12 protein-coding genes are annotated in these 15466 nt (G+C 63.4%); 9 read left to right on the top strand and 3 right to left on the bottom strand.

The window, feature by feature from the left end; all coding sequences use genetic code 11:
- Positions 1–104: 104 nt before the first annotated feature.
- The 3 genes from uriH (at position 105) to BN3789_RS03045 (ending at position 4698) form a co-directional block, all read left to right on the top strand.
- Entirely contained in the window at positions 105–1052 is a 948-nt protein-coding gene (uriH, locus tag BN3789_RS03055) for a uridine-preferring nucleoside hydrolase UriH (protein ID WP_066829753.1), read from the top strand.
- Between the two features lie 9 nt (positions 1053–1061).
- Positions 1062–1949 (top strand): ribokinase, encoded by an 888-nt coding sequence (locus BN3789_RS03050; protein ID WP_066829749.1) that lies wholly within the window; start codon positions 1062–1064, stop codon positions 1947–1949.
- 199 nt (positions 1950–2148) lie between these two features.
- Positions 2149–4698, top strand: a complete 2550-nt coding sequence (locus tag BN3789_RS03045; protein ID WP_079989049.1) for an ATP-dependent Clp protease ATP-binding subunit — start codon at positions 2149–2151, stop codon at positions 4696–4698.
- A gap of 819 nt (positions 4699–5517) precedes the next feature.
- On the opposite strand, the gene BN3789_RS03040 is transcribed toward BN3789_RS03045, so the two are convergent.
- The gene (locus BN3789_RS03040; RefSeq protein WP_161938970.1) at positions 5518–5934 is read right to left on the bottom strand and encodes a hypothetical protein; all 417 of its coding nucleotides are present in this window, start codon (positions 5932–5934) and stop codon (positions 5518–5520) included.
- Positions 5935–6077: 143 nt separating this feature from the next.
- Entirely contained in the window at positions 6078–8042 is a 1965-nt protein-coding gene (locus tag BN3789_RS03035) for a LuxR C-terminal-related transcriptional regulator (protein WP_161938969.1), read from the bottom strand.
- 368 nt (positions 8043–8410) lie between these two features.
- Between BN3789_RS03035 and disA the strand changes: the two genes are divergently transcribed.
- Both disA and ispD read left to right on the top strand, forming a co-directional pair.
- Positions 8411–9445: a DNA integrity scanning diadenylate cyclase DisA gene (gene disA, locus BN3789_RS03030; protein ID WP_411431520.1), complete on the top strand. Its 1035-nt coding sequence runs from the start codon at positions 8411–8413 to the stop codon at positions 9443–9445.
- Between the two features lies 1 nt (position 9446).
- Complete coding sequence (gene ispD, locus BN3789_RS03025) at positions 9447–10145, top strand: 2-C-methyl-D-erythritol 4-phosphate cytidylyltransferase (RefSeq protein ID WP_066829739.1); 699 nt, start codon at positions 9447–9449, stop codon at positions 10143–10145.
- Between the two features lie 87 nt (positions 10146–10232).
- On the opposite strand, the gene BN3789_RS03020 is transcribed toward ispD, so the two are convergent.
- Positions 10233–10955 carry a gamma-glutamyl-gamma-aminobutyrate hydrolase family protein gene (locus BN3789_RS03020; protein WP_066829736.1) on the bottom strand — a complete coding sequence of 241 codons (723 nt, stop codon included), beginning with the start codon at positions 10953–10955 and terminating at the stop codon, positions 10233–10235.
- A 385-nt stretch (positions 10956–11340) separates the two neighbouring features.
- On the opposite strand from BN3789_RS03020, the gene ispF reads away from it, so the two are divergent.
- The 4 genes from ispF (at position 11341) to BN3789_RS03000 (ending at position 15269) form a co-directional block, all read left to right on the top strand.
- Complete coding sequence (gene ispF, locus BN3789_RS03015; protein ID WP_066830321.1) at positions 11341–11847, top strand: 2-C-methyl-D-erythritol 2,4-cyclodiphosphate synthase; 507 nt, start codon at positions 11341–11343, stop codon at positions 11845–11847.
- 114 nt (positions 11848–11961) lie between these two features.
- A complete protein-coding gene (gene cysS / locus BN3789_RS03010) occupies positions 11962–13428 on the top strand; it encodes a cysteine--tRNA ligase (protein ID WP_066829733.1) in 1467 nt (488 codons plus the stop codon).
- 188 nt (positions 13429–13616) lie between these two features.
- Positions 13617–14576, top strand: coding sequence for a 23S rRNA (guanosine(2251)-2'-O)-methyltransferase RlmB (gene rlmB / locus BN3789_RS03005; protein WP_066829730.1), 960 nt, complete (start codon positions 13617–13619; stop codon positions 14574–14576).
- Between the two features lie 3 nt (positions 14577–14579).
- On the top strand, positions 14580–15269 hold the full coding sequence (locus BN3789_RS03000; protein ID WP_066829727.1) for an NYN domain-containing protein: 690 nt from the start codon (positions 14580–14582) through the stop codon (positions 15267–15269).
- Positions 15270–15466 lie beyond the last annotated feature (197 nt).

Raw genomic sequence — 15466 nt, 5'->3', positions numbered from 1 at the left:
CCGGCATCTGCCATCGGGGACGGGTGCGTTCGGCAGATGCATCCGCGCCTGACCCGGCGATTCGGGTACCAGTACTCTATATATGTCTTTGAGAGGGGAATACGATGGCCGGTGCCAAGGACATCATCATCGACTGCGACCCGGGCCAGGACGACGCGGTGGCGCTCCTGCTCGCGGTGGGCGACCCGCGTGTCAACCTGCTCGGCGTGACCACCGTAGGCGGCAACCAGAGCCTGCCCAAGGTGACACGCAACGCGCGCGCGGTGCTGGAGGCCGCCCATGCCCGGGATGTCTGCGTGCACGCCGGAAGCGCCCGTCCCCTGGTGCGCCGGCTGCGCGTCGCGGCGGAGGTCCACGGGGAGACGGGCCTTGACGGCGTCCGCCTGCCCGAGCCGGTGCGCCCGCTCGACGAGGGCCATGCCGTCGCATGGATCATCGAGACCGTCATGGCGCGCGAGCCGGGCACGGTGACGCTGGTCGCCCTGGGCCCGCTCACCAACATCGCGCTCGCAGCGCGCATGGAACCGCGCATCGTCGAGCGGGTGCGCGAGGTCGTGCTCATGGGAGGCGCCGTTCACGAGGGGAACGCCTCGCCGGTCGCCGAGTTCAACATCGCGACCGATCCCGAGGCGGCGCATATCGTGTTCCACGAGGCGTGGCCGCTCACCATGGTCGGCCTCGACGTGACGCATCAGGCGCTGTGCACACCGGAGGTACAGCGGCGCATCGCCGGGCTGGGCAGCGATATCGCGTCCCATGTGTGCGGCATGATGGATTTCTTCCGTCGCGCATACCGCGCCAACAGGGCCTTTCCGGACCCGCCCGTGCACGATCCGTGCGCTGTGGCCTATGTCATCGACCCCGGCGTCATGGAGGTGCGGCGCTGCCCGGTCGATATCGAGCTCGCCGGCACCGTGACGGCGGGCATGACCGTGGCGGATCTGCGCGGGCCCGAGCCCGACGCGCGCGCGTGCCATACGCAGGTCGGTCTGCGGCTCGACATCGAACGGTTTTGGAATCTGGTCGTCTCTGCCATCGAGGCAATCGGTTAGGAGCAGCTCATGGGACGAGTCATCGTGTTCGGCAGCCTCAACATGGACCTCAGCATCGCATGCGAGCGGATGCCGCGGGCGGGCGAGACCATCACGGGCGGCGATTTCCTCATCGGCGCGGGCGGCAAGGGCGCCAACCAGGCGTCGGCCGCCGCGCGCATGGGCGCCGAGGTGGACATGATCGGGGCAGTCGGCGCCGACGTGTTCGGCGAGCGGCTCGTCGAGGGCCTGCGGGCGGACGGGGTCGGGTGCTCGCATGTGACCGAAGCGAAAGGGGCCACCACGGGCGTGGCGGTCATCACGCGCTGCGAGGGCGACAACCGCATCGTGCTCGACCCGGGGGCAAACCACCTGCTCGATGCCGATGCGGTCGCCCGGGCGCTCGACGGCCTGGTCGGCGGCGACGGAGCGGGGTCGGTGTTCCTCGTCCAGCTGGAGTGCGACGTGGCGGCCACGCTGGCGGCCCTGGTGTGCGCCCACCGGCGCGGGATGTGCACGGTGTTCAACCCGGCTCCGGCGCGCGAGCTGCCCGTCGAGGTGTGGCGGCACGTCGACGTCGCGTGCCTGAACGAGACCGAGTGCGAGGTCATCACGGGCACGGCTCCCGTGGACGACGAGAGCGCGCTTCGCGCGATGGAGCTCATGAGGGCGTGGGGCGTGCGCACCGTCGCGCTGACGCTCGGCGCCAAGGGATCCATGGTGCTCGGCGACGGCGGCCCGATTCGATCCGTGCCGCCGAAGGTCGAGGTGGTCGACACCACGGGTGCCGGAGACACCTACATCGGCGCGCTGGTCACCGGCCTTGCCGCCGGTCTTCCGCTGGAGCAGATCATATCCTGTGCAACCGAGGCGTCGGCTCTCGCCACGACCTATCTGGGCGCCCGCCCGCCCGCATAACGGGTTGGCTGGGGACGGGTTCGTTTCAACCCATGCCGACGCGACCGGTACCGATTACCCCGTTCGTTATGTCGTCGAGGAGTTTTTAGCCGGTGTTTCCACGGGCTTCTTTTAAAATTTCACGTTTCGGTTAAGATAGTGCAACTTTGGGTACCACACTGGTCGAACGAACAAGTGTTAGCACGTAAGAGGTATTCGCATGCTAGATCGATTCACCGACCGTGCACGGCGCGTCATGTCCTTGGCCAAGGAGGAAGCGCTGGCACAGAATTCCACGAAGGTGGGCACCGAGCACCTGCTGCTCGCGCTCGCCAAGGAGCAGGAGGGCATCGCCGCGGAGGCGCTGCGCTCCCTCGATATCAGCTACGACGACATCTTGACGCAGCTCAAGGAGATCCGCACCACGGTTCCCGATGAGGAGCAGCCCGCGGAGGCCGCCAAGCTCGCGTTCACCCCGCGCGTCATCTCGGTCATGGAGCGCTCCTTCCGCTTGGCGCGCGAGAACAACCAGACCTACGTGTCGACCGAGCACCTGCTGCTCGGCGTGGTCGACGAGGGCGATGGCATGGGCATGGACATCCTCCAGCGCCTGGGCGTGTCCGCGGCCGCGGTGCGCGGCGCGGTGGACAAGCTCACGTCGAAGGACCAGGGGCGCAAGCGCCCCATGGCGGGCTCGGCATCCGGGCGTCCCGGCGCGGGCCTGCCGTTCTTCTCGGGCGAGTCGGCGCGCGCCGACGACGCGAACGCCAGCACGCTCGCCCAGTTCGGCACGAACCTCACCGCGCAGGCGCGCGAGGGCAAGCTCGACCCGGTCATCGGGCGCGAGAAGGAGATCTCCCGCATGATGGAGATCCTTTCCCGCCGCACCAAGAACAACCCCTTGATCCTGGGCGATCCGGGCGTGGGCAAAACGGCCATCGTCGAGGGTCTGGCCCAGCAGATCGCTTCGGGCGACGTGCCGGAGAACCTCGTCAACATGAACATCTGGACGCTCGACCTGCCGGGCCTTGTCGCGGGCGCCAAGTACCGCGGCGAGTTCGAGGAGCGCCTGAAGAACGTCATCCAGGAGGCCACCGAGGCCGACGACATCATCCTGTTCATCGATGAGATGCACACGCTGATCGGCGCCGGCTCCGCCGAGGGCTCCATCGACGCGAGCTCCATGCTCAAGCCGGTGCTCGCGCGCGGCTCGTTCCAGATCATCGGAGCGACCACGGCCGAAGAGTTCCGCAAGTACCTCACCAAGGACCCCGCGTTTGAGCGCCGCTTCCAGCCGATCGATGTCGAGGAGCCGAGCGTCGAGGACACCATCAAGATCCTGAACGCCTTGCTGCCCCGCTACGAGGAGCACCACCACGTGCGCTACACGCCCGCGGCAGTCGAGGCGGCGGCCAACCTGTCGTCCCGCTACATCCAAGATCGTTTCCTGCCCGATAAGGCCATCGACCTGATCGACGAGGCCGGTGCCCGCGCGCGCATCGCGGCCAATCGCGCCCCCGAGCCGGTTCGCACCGCCGAGGCGCATGTCGGCGAGCTCAAGGTGGCGGTCGAGGCGGCCACGAAGGACGACGACATGAACCGCGCCGCCGAGCTCAAGGAGCAGCAGCACGCCGCCGAGATCGAGCTGTCCGAGGCCCGCGCCGCCTGGAACGCCGAGATGGACGCGAGCCCGCTTGCCATCGACGTGCCGCAGATCGCCGACATCGTGTCCGCGACCTCGGGCGTGCCGGTGTCCTCGTTGACCGAGGACGAGTCCCGTCGCCTGCTCGCCTGCGAAGACGTGCTCAAGACCCGCATCATCGGCCAGGACGAGGCGGTGCACGCGGTGGCCAAGGCAATCCGCCGCTCGCGCTCGCCGCTCAAGGACCCGCGCCGCCCGGGCGGCTCGTTCATCTTCCTCGGCCCCACGGGCACGGGCAAGACCGAGCTCGCCAAGACGCTCGCCGAGTACCTGTTCGGCAGCAAGGACGCGCTGATCAGCTTCGACATGAGCGAGTTCGCCAGCGAGTACGAGGTCTCCAAGCTCATCGGTAGCCCTCCGGGATACGTGGGCCACGAGGAGGGCGGCCAGCTCACCAAGGCCGTGCGCCGGCATCCGTACTCCGTCGTGCTGTTCGATGAGATCGAGAAGGCGCACCCGGACATCTTCAACGTGCTGCTACAGGTGCTCGACGAGGGCCGCCTGACCGATGGCCAGGGCAAGACCGTCGACTTCCGCAACACCGTGATCATCATGACGTCCAACGTGGGCGCGCGCGAGATCGCGCAGGACGCGAGCGTGGGCTTTGGCACCACCGGCGAGACCGGGCTTTCCGCCAAGGAGATCAAGAGCCGCGCCATGGGCGAGCTCAAGCGCCTGTTCAGGCCCGAGTTCTTGAACCGTATCGACGACATCGTGGTCTTCCAGAAGCTTGCGGGAGAGTCGCTCACCAAGATCGCCGAGCTTCTCGTGGACGACCTGCGCCAGCGCCTGATCGCCAACGGCATGAACATCGTGCTGACCGACGCCGCCATCGCCAAGATCGTGGCCGAGGGCACCGACCTCACCAACGGCGCCCGTCCGCTGCGCCGCGCCATCCAGCGCCTCATCGAGGATCCTCTGAGCGAGGAGCTGCTGGCGGGCGAGTGGCGCGAGGGAGACACGGTGCTCACCGATGTCGTGGACGACGAGTTCGTCTTCAGCCATGGCACGGGCGAGATTCCGGCCCCGCGGGCGACCGGCGTGCTGGGCGCGTCGTTCGAGCCGTAGGATGCGCAGCGAGGTTGGGATAAGAGACAGGACAGCGAGGGCATGGAGGACGGGTCGGGCTCCGAGGTCTGGGCCTGTCTCTTAGACACATCGGGGCGCCGGAGCGCGCTCGTAGGGGCGTGCCGGGCGGCCTGCAGGCTCCCTGCTGCGAGATCCTGATAACGACGGCCTTTCGAACGGCGTCTGCGGCTGCGCGGGCGCCGTTTTTGCTACGTTGGCTGGTCGGGTGCTGTGCTGCGGAAGGGTGTTTCGAATCGAGAGTACGCTATAGGAACGCGGATCCGCCGAGAGTACGGTATAGGAACGTTTTCGAGCGAAAAACGTTCCTATACCCTACTCTTAATCGCTCGGCGTTCCTATACCGTACTCTCGATTCAGGCGGCGCCCCCGTCGTGTCGCGGCGTGACAAAAAGACAGAGGAATTGTCGCGCCAGCCGCCGCAGCACCTTCCCGCAGAAAACGAAGTGACGGTTTCTGCGGGAACAGCTGTGGCGTTTTGCATAACAGCCAAAACGATATAGCTATCTACCTCGTAGTTTGGTATATCAATCGAAACAATATGCATCTTTCGCCCGAGCTTTCCGCAGAAACCGTCACTTCGTCAGGGATGGGTCAAAATGAACGTCCCCAATCAACCCATCGCGACGGGCGGCGGGGCGCCCTCGTTCCGACCCGCCGGAATCGCAGGGACCGGCGTATCCACGATGGCCTAACTGAGGTATTTCAAAAACGGAGGGTGCCCTCAGCTTAACGAGGGCACCCTCTTTCTCTCAGGTCTGCATGGAATGTGGTTGCGGGATGGCTGCAACGCGGATCTCGCTATTCTTTGGATCCTCGTGTAGCGGTCCAGATGAATCCGTAGGGGAGAATGAACGCCATGAATGTGCTTGCTCTTAGGAGCATTCTGATGCCAGGGTTCAGCATCTCCGAGCCAAAGAATCGAATAGCCGCGTTCGAAGCGAGAAACAGCAGCACAAGCAGCACGGCAAGAGCTTTCAACTTTCCTGAAGCCCCGTCCGAAGGTTGCTTGCGTGCAAGTTGCGCTTCATGGTTTCTTATTCGGGCTGACAGCCGATAGAGAAGTAGGGCTTGCAACGCCAGGGCTATCACTTCGATAACAAAGACCCAAGAATATCCATCGATGCGCACTACCAGGGAGACGGCAAAGAACAGCGCCCACATGAGGATGACCGGTCCCAAAACGATTGCCAAAGGATTATCAAGCATTCTCTTCATCTGCATCACGTCCCTTGGAGTAGCTGGCAACGTTAGCTGGGCATGCCTCCTACGGGAGATTCGACCTCCCAGTAGCCAGTCTGGCTTCTAGGAAGCAGTGCCAGTTTCATTATGGGGACCGAAGGGCGGATTTTCCCACTTCATTAGGGGTGCAAGGTGCACCCTTTTGTAGTTTCGAGCTCTCGGCGCAACGTTTCCTTTAGCTCTGAAGCACAGCTGACGCCGAATTTGCGATATGCGCGTTTCCGATACGACTTGACCGTGTTTTCCGTTGTGTGACGGCGGGCGCAAGTCTCTTTGATGCTTGCGCCGTTGATGCAATCGAGTATGACAAGCGCCTGTAGCTCGCCCATTCCATGCTCTTTGAGGAGCTTCAGCAATTGGTCATCGCCGGTTTCCATGTCGGTGCAGTGGTCTCTCCATGAGCTGGTGATGGTTGCATACCACCATGCACTTGCGATTGCAATGAGGCCAATGAGGATGGGTTTAATTGTCCATAGAGGCGGATAGGGAGTTAGCGCTTTTGCCAGAACAAGTCCGGCGCCGAATAGCTGGAGCATTTCGATTTTGAATATCGAAATGAGTGCGCTCACGCCGTCTCGCACACGTAGCTCGCGCAATCTGTCCAAGTTACGTATTGAGGTCCCGGTGGGATGAGAGGCTATATAGATGATTGTCGGAATGAAGCTGATAGCGAGCGTCGACAGGAGGCTTGTGATCCCTCCAGGGGGAATCTGACCAATCTGAAATCCCCAGAGTAGGGAGATGCCTACGATGATTAGTAGGATTGGCATGGACGTTTGCTCGGCGTAACGCTGTCTTGGTGCCTGTAAGCCATCCCCTACTTGGATTTGTGCCGAATACATAAGAACAATCATCGCGAAAGTCCATACGATGATATGTGAAGCCTGATATATGACGGTCCCATCAGGGAGAACGGGCTGAAATGGTACACCGATGACAGAGAATATAATACATATAATAACAATACCAATACGTAGTGCTATTGGAGATGCCTTCTGTCGTTTCAAGGGATGATCGGGAGATATCTTGTCGGGAATCATCTTGACGGATTGAGAGATTGACAAGCCCGCGTCTCTGCTCCTTAACAAACGTTGGAGCTCTGAGAGATTGTCGACCTCAAGCTTCTTGAACGCGCGCACGCGATAGGTGGAGACGGTGCTAGCGGCGATGCCCAGCATGGACGCAATGTCTTTTTGCGAGTATCCGAGAGCGGAACAAGCAACGATAGCGCGCTCTCTATCACTTAGCTGGGAGGCCGATGAGCCTTCAAGAATCGGGATGGCGGTTTCCTGGCGGTCAGGTATTTTGGTCTCGTCGGCTGCTTCCGATGCTTCTTTCGGAAAGTGGATTATCAGCAGCACGAGGGCAAGGAGAATGAGGGGCTGGCAATACCAGAGCGGAGATGCTGCTCCGCTGTAGAAGCCGTAGTACGCATTTTCCCCGAGGACAAAACTTCGAACGATCTGATACGAGATCAGGCCGGAGATCACTCCGAGAGGCTGAATCGCGCCCCCTTTCCAACGTGAGCTGATTGATGTCATTACATAAGTTAGTGCTCCAGAAGAAAAGCAGAGCACCATGGACGATGGGGGATAGAACGCCTTGAGGGCATCAGCGACGAGCTGCACAAGCAGAGGGGACACGAATCCGATTCCCAGCGATATGGTTGCATAGTTGCCGGAACGTTTATCGGCGGCTTTTGGGGCGCATAGACACCACCAGGTTAGGGCTAGTGACGCAGACAATAGTTCTACGACACTGAGAGCTTGGTTAACGATTACGGCGGTTTCGGTGGTCAAATACCCGTTGCCGCGTATGACTGCGTATATTTCAACGGCAAGAAACGCGGCAGTTGAACCTAGGCCAATCGTGCGAAAAACGTGCTGGGACTTGCCCTCGCTCTTCGAATCCCATTCGGCCACGTGAAAGATCGCCACAAGGATAAGTGCCAATGATAGCGGCGTAAGAGTTATCTGCAACGGCAGGGCAGGCATGGTTATGTTTCGGACGACATAGGGCAACGACATCAAGAGGGCGGACTGAATGCGCCAGATACGCAGTGACATCATCGGCTCGTTCACCATGAATTCCTCCAAGTGGATCGTCATGGTATCCATAATAGGTCAGCCTGTCGAAGGGGTTGCTTGCCTTGTGCTGCTAAAGTTGATTGAGGCCGCGCGGAAACGGGACGTCAGTTTTGCGTCATAGGGGAGATGCAGATAATACCTGAGCCGGCGCGGCTCCGCGCTTCGGTCTTGGTGTCCGGTTGGAAGATAGGGAGGGATTGTTGCACTGAGGTTGAAACTCTGCAGCGACCTTGGCGGTGACATTTTTCTGTTTAACTTTGTAAAACGTTGTCGCAAAGCGGTGGTATCCATGAGAAAATATTTGCATGACTGAGAATGCGAGCAGATGGAGTAGCACATTGGATAAAAACGAGATTCAAAAGCGCATGGACCAGGCCATCAGGCTGACCGCTCCCGGTCAGCCCATCAGGACCGCCCTCGACATGATCATCGCCGGGCATCTCGGCGCCCTGATCTGCGTCGGCGATACCGAAAACGTGCTCGCCGCCGGCAACGACGGCTTTCCGCTGAACATCTCGTTTACCTCCAACCGCCTGTTCGAGCTTTCCAAGATGGACGGTGCGGTCGTGATCGACGAGGACCTGTCGCATATCCTGCGCGCCAACTTCCATCTCAATCCGGATTCCTCCATCACCACGAGCGAGACGGGCATGCGCCATCGCACGGCCGCCCGCATGAGCGTGCTGACCGACGCCATCATGATCTCGGTGTCGTCCCGCCGTTCGGTGGTGAACGTCTACGTCAAGGGCAAGGCCTACGAGATCCAGCCCGTCGGCATCATCATGAGCTCGGTCAACCAGCTCATCGCCACGCTGCAGACCACGCGCGCCTCGCTCGACAAATCGCTGGTCCGCCTGACCGCCCTTGAGCTGGACGACTACGTCACGCTCGCCGACATCACCGGCATCTTCTCGAGCTTCGAAATCATGCAGCAGGCCAAAGAGGAGCTTCGCAGCTGCATCGTCAAGCTCGGCAACCAGGGCAAGCTGGTCCAGATGCAGATGGAGCAGCTCGCCGGCGAGAGCATGGATACCGAATACGACCTCATGATCCGCGACTACGCGAGCGATTCGTCGGAGGAGAACGCGCGCCGCATCCGCGAGCGCTTCAGCTCCATGACGCCCGAGGAGCTCTCCAATCCCGCGCGCGTCGCCGACGCGCTCGGTTTCGACGACCTAGATGAGGATTCCGTCATGACGCCGCTCGGCCTGCGCACCCTTTCGCGCGTGTCGGTGGTGCGCGACGGTGTGGCCGAGAAGATCGTCGACGAATACGGCTCGCTGCAGGAGCTCATGGGCGATATCCAGAAGGACCCCGAGCGCCTGGGCGACTTCGGCGTCAACAACCCCGCGATCCTGGCCGATTCCCTCGCGCGCATGCAGGGCAAGCAGGGTGCCTGACATGGGCGACGTGTGCGCGGTCATCGTAGCCGGCGGATCGGGGCAGCGCTTCGGCAACCCCGGCGGCAAGCAGCTCATCGATGCCGCGGGACGTCCGCTCATGACTTGGTCGCTTCTGGCGTTTGACGCCGCGCCCTCGGTCGGCCATATCGTGGTGGTCTGCCCGGCTGAGCGCACCGAGGAGGTGCGCCGCCGCGCGGTCGATCCGTTCGACCTCACGGTGCCCGTGAGTTTTGCCCCTGCGGGCGACACCAGGCAGGATTCCACGCGCTCCGGTCTGGCGGAGGTGCCAAAGACCTGTGATTTCGCGGCGATCCATGATGGCGCACGCCCCCTCATCACCCCAGAGGTCATCGAAGGCGCGGTGCGCGTCCTGCGTGAGGACGCCGAGCTCGACGGCGTGGTGTGCGGACAGCCCGCCGTCGACACGCTCAAGCTCGTCGAAGACGGAGTGATTCTCGACACGCCCGATCGAAGCCGCTTCTGGACCGTGCAGACGCCCCAGATCTTCCGCGTCGAGGCGCTCCGCCGTGCCGAGGACGCCGTGCGCGCGGAGGGCTTCGTGGGCACCGATGACGCATCGATCGTCGAGCGCGCCGGCGGCCGCGTCCGCTGCGTCGAGGCTCCGCGCGACAACCTGAAGGTCACGCTGCCCGAAGACCTGCCCTTGGTTGAATTCCTGCTGCGCTCCCGCGGCTGACCGATGGGTTGCTTGGGGACGGGTTCGTTTCAACCCATCCCGCCGTCCCGGTTCGGCGCTTTTTCATGAACGCCGTCTAGTGCTCCCTTAACCTTGTGCGCGCTCCACGAGGTCGGTAAACAGTCCGAGCATGCGCGGTTCGCTTTCGAGCAGCTCTTCAGGGTGCCATTGGACCAAAACGATCTGGCCGTCTGCAGATTCCAGTGCTTCGGGGATGCCGTCTGAGGTACGGGCGATCACGGAAAGACCGCGTCCCGCTTCTTTGACGCATTGGTGGTGGAGGGTGTTGGTGTACAGCGAGGTGGTACCGAGGATGCGTGCCACGCGGCTTGCAGCGTCGATGTCGATGCGGTGCATCAGGTAGTCGCGGTTTTGCTTCTGGGCATGCAGTAGATGCCGGGGGTTCGCGTAAGCGAGGTCTTGGTACAGACTGCCTCCCAGGGCGACGTTGACAAGCTGCAGGCCACGGCAGATGCCCAGCACGGGAAGATCCAGCTCGAGGGCTTTTGTGCAGGCGGCTATCCAGAGCCGGTCGGTCTGCAGGTCGACTTCGCCCAGCTCGGGCAGGGGATCTTCGTGGTAGAGGCGCGGATCGACGTCGATGCCGCCCGGCAGGAGCAATCCCTGGCAGCAAGCGAGAAGCCTGTCCACGTCATCGATGCCCGTCGTGGCGGGGATGAGCAGCGGGATGCCGCCGCCTCGCTGGACGGCCGCACAGTACGCGGCGTTGGTGAAGTCGCGCATGACGGGGACGTTTCCGCTCGCGTCGATCGTGCGCATGCCGAGAATGCCGATGACCGGCCGATCCATAGGGCTCTCCTTTGGCGGTTGAGTGCAACAAGCCAAGCCGAGCTCTCGCGTCGGTTGGCCGCGCACCATGGTAGCAAGTTTGGTGTGCGATGTGGGTGCGATGGGCAGTGGTATGCCGCATCCCGCCATCGCTCGCTTTTCATGAAAAAGTGCGATGTCAGAAATCGCTTTCCTGGGCAAACGCCGAAAATGGCGTCCTTCGTTCATGAAAAACCGGGGAGCTGAAGTTCGGTCAGTCCAGGGTGTACCGGCTGCGAGCGACCGGTGTGAAAGCGAGCGGTCGATGCCCTATGCAATCGTGTCCTCACTCGGGGCCTTCCGGCAAACCTTCGCCTGCTGAGGTATGATGCTGGCAACGCAAACCGAGCAGGAAGGCAATCGCGCCATGCAGCAGCCCGCACTTCGCATAGGACACGGCTACGATGTTCACCGTCTGGTGGAAGGACGCCGCTGCATCATCGGTGGCGTGGACATCCCGTACGAGAAGGGCCTGCTCGGCCATTCGGACGCCGACGTGCTCGCTCACGCGCTGGCAGACGCGATTCTCGGCGCCTGCCGAGGAGGCGACATCGGGAAGCTATTCCCCGACACGGATCCCGCGTACGAGGGCGCGGACTCGCTTGTGCTGCTTTCGCGCGTCATGGAGTTCGCACGCGAGCGCGGCTACGAGTTCGTCGATGCCGACTGCACCATTGCGGCGCAGGCGCCCAAGATCACGCCGCATCGCGACGCGATGCGCGCCAACCTCGCCCGCGCGCTCGGCGTCGATGCCGAGCAGGTGGGCGTGAAGGCGACGACCACCGAGAAGCTTGGCTGGGAAGGCGAGGGCGCCGGCATCGGCGCCTGGGCCGTGTGCCTGCTCGAGCGATGTAGCTCCCGCGATCGGGCCTAGGAGCCGGCGCATCGTCCGCCCCGAAGACCCCATTTCCGACCGACCGCACGACGGACGGGCGAGGTGCCGCATCGCGCCTCGCCGTCTTTGGACCTCCCTGAGAGGATGTTTGCCATGAAGATCTACAACAGCAAGACCCATACCAAAGAAGAGTTCCAGCCCATCGAGGCGGGCAAGGTGCGCATGTATGTGTGCGGCCCCACCGTCTACGACAACATCCACATCGGCAACGCGCGCACGTTCATCTCCTTCGACGTCATCCGCCGCTGGCTGATCGCCTCCGGGTTCGAGGTCACGTTCGCGCAGAACCTCACCGATGTGGACGACAAGATCATCAACCGTGCGAACGAGCAGGGCCGTACGGCCGAGGACGTGGCGAGCGAGTTCTCCGAGAAGTTCATCGCGGTCATGCACAAGGCCAACGTGATGGATCCCGACATCCGTCCGCGCGCCACCAAGGAGATCGGCCCCATGATCGGCATGATCAAGACGCTCATCGAGCAGGGTCACGCCTATGCGGCCGATAACGGCGACGTGTACTTCGCGGTCCGTAGCGACCCCAGCTACGGCGAGGTTTCCGGTCGCAAGATCGACGACCTGATGGTCGGCGCGCGCATCGAGGAGAACGAGGACAAGAACGATCCGCTGGACTTCGCCCTGTGGAAGGCCGCCAAGCCGGGCGAGCCCATGTGGAACTCCCCGTGGGGCAAGGGGCGCCCCGGCTGGCATACCGAGTGCGCCGCGATGGTGCACCGCTACCTGGGCACGCCGATCGATATCCACGGCGGCGGCTCCGACCTCGCCTTCCCGCATCATGAGAACGAGTGCGCGCAGGCCTCGTGCGCGTGGCATCAGGGCTTTGCCAACACCTGGATGCACACGGGCATGCTGCTTGTGGACGGCGAGAAGATGTCGAAGTCGCTCGGCAACTTCTTCACGCTCGAGGAGGTGCTCGAGAAGCACTCCGCGGCGGCGCTTCGCCTGCTCATGCTGCAGACGCACTACCGCAGCCCGCTCGACTTCAGCTGGGAGCGTCTCGAGGGCGCGGAGAACTCGCTCGCGCGCATCGCGGGAACGGTGAACAACCTCAAGTGGGCTGCCGACCACGCGGAGGGCGAGGCGGACGCCCAGCGCGTGGCCGCGCTCGTTGCCGCGACCGAGAGAGCTTCCGCGGAGTTCGAGTCCTGCATGAACGACGATTTCAACACTGCCGGCGCGCTCGCTGCGTACTTCCAGTTGGTGACGGAGGCGAACACCTATCTCGACCAGGCCGGCTCCGCCGTGGACGAGGAGGCGGCGACCGTGTGCGCCGTGTCCATCGCGGGCGCGTTCGCGATCCTGGGCATCGAGCTGCCGAAGCCGGAAGAGGAGCTGCCGGTCGGCCTGCTCGGCGTCGCCGCCGGGCTTGTCGGCTATACGGGCGATGACGTCGACGAGGCCGCGGAGAAGATCCTTGCCGCCCGTGCCGAGGCGCGCGCTGCCAAGAACTGGGAGCTTGCCGACGCGATTCGCGACCAGCTTCGCGACATGGGCCTCATGATCGAGGACACCGCCGCGGGATCGCGCATCAAGCACCTCTAGCGTCACCTTTTGGGACGGGGCCATCTTTAATCATCTGCGAGCAGGGGTCTCGATTGCGAAGCCCCTGCCGTCCTTTTAGGGCTCCGACGTCGTTCCCAACCGTGGAACATCTGCGCAACGTGCCGGCGTCGAGGACGTCTCATCTATACTGCAAGGTCGAATAACGATGAGAGTCAGATGGGAGCCGCATGGCACGACAGCAGAACAACAAGGGACAGCGCCCCGAAGCTCGCGGAGGGCGCGGTGCGAACCGCAAGGGGCCCGAAAGGCAGCGCGAGGCCGCTGGGCGACAGCGCCCGGGCGGACGCAGCCAGGCGCATCCCGGCAAGGGCGGCCAGCGCTCCGGGGGAGCGACGCGCCCTGCTCGCGCTGCCCAACCCGCCCATGCGCCGGCGGGCTCGTATCTCGAAGGCCGCCGCGCAGCCATCGAGGCGCTGCGCACGGGTTATCCCGTCAAGCGCGCGCTGGTTGCGGAGAGCTCGAGCAAAGATGTCGTCCTGACGCAGATCATCGAGGCGTTGCGCTCGGTGAACGCGCCTGTCAGCTACGTTGCGCGCGAGCAGCTCGATGCCATCTCGAGCCATGGTGCGCATCAGGGCATCGTGCTCGAGGTCGGCTCGTACCCGTACGCCGACCTGTCGGACATCATCGCGCGCGCCGGCGACGGTCCGGCGCTGGTGCTCGTGCTCGACCATGTGACCGACGCGGGCAACTTCGGCGCAATCGTGCGTTCGGCCGAGGTCGTCGGCGCCGCGGGCGTCGTCATCGCGAACAAGCGCGCCGCCGAGGTCACGGTTGCGACCTATAAGACGAGCGCGGGTGCGGTCATGCATCTGCCGATCGCCCAGGTTCCCAACATCGCGCGTGCGCTCGAGGACCTCAAGGAGGCAGGTTTTTGGGCGTGCGGCGCCTCCGAACACGCCGAGCAGGTGTGCTGGGACGCTCCGCTCGAGGGCCGGGTCGCGCTCGTCATGGGCTCAGAGGGCGAGGGCATCTCCCGCCTGGTGCTCCAGACGTGCGATTTCCTGACCAAGCTTCCCCAGCGCGGCGAGACCGAGAGCCTGAATGTCGCCCAGGCGGCGACGGCTCTCAGCTTCGAGTGGATGCGCCGCAACCGCGCCGTGCTCGTCGACGGGGCGGGCGAGTAGCCCATGACCAAGAAGAACCGGGCCAAGGCCAAGGCGAAGCGCTTCGGCGAGGGGTCGGCGCAAAAGTTCGTCGATGCGAGCACCTACGGCGTGGGCAACGCGTTCGCCTCGGCCTTCTCGACGCCCGACGTGCCGCGCGGGTCGAACGTGAGCGGGAAGCGCGAGCTTCTGGTCGTAGACGGCTACAACGTCATCCATGCGACGCCGCGCTACGAGCAGCTTATCTTCGACAAGTCGGACGACCCCTATTCGCACGATGTGTACGACCGCGCGCGCACGGCGCTGATCGCCGACGTCGCGGCGTTCGCCGGCCGCCGCTACGAACCGGTCATCGTGTTCGACGGCGCCGGCAACGTTTCGGCCGACCGGCCCAATCTGCCTCAGGCGGGCGTGCGCATCGAGTTCTCACCCACGGGCGTATCGGCCGACACGGTGGTTCAGCAGCTGTGCACCGATGCCCGCGAGGCGGGCCGTGCGTGCACGGTGGTCACCAGCGACGGCACGATTCAGGCGACCGTGATGGGGAAAGGCGTGGCGCGCATCTCGGCCCGCATCTTCGTGGAGGAGCTTCGTCACGTCGACGAGGACGTGCGCGAGGCGGAGGAGGCCCCCAAGATCAAGATGACGCTGGGAGGACGCCTGTCGCCCGAGTCTCTCGCGCGTCTGGAGGCGCTCCGCAACAGCTTCCGATAGGAAATGGGTTGGTTGGGGACAGGTTCGTTTCTGGGTTGGTTGGGGACGGGTTCGTTTCGACCCATTTTGCCGGCCCGTTGGCATGGCGGAATTCCATGTATAAAGCCCTGATAAACCCGCAGTTGGCGAGAAAGACCGTGCATAAAAAATCGCCCAAAGTAAAACCCACCGGAGACATAGGCTGAGTTTGTCACTGT

The sequence above is a fragment of the Collinsella ihumii genome (assembly GCF_900046475.1).
GTDB lineage: Bacteria > Actinomycetota > Coriobacteriia > Coriobacteriales > Coriobacteriaceae > Collinsella > Collinsella ihumii.
The sequence above is the reverse complement of the archived record's forward strand: the minus strand, read 5'-3'. Positions and strand labels throughout refer to the sequence as shown.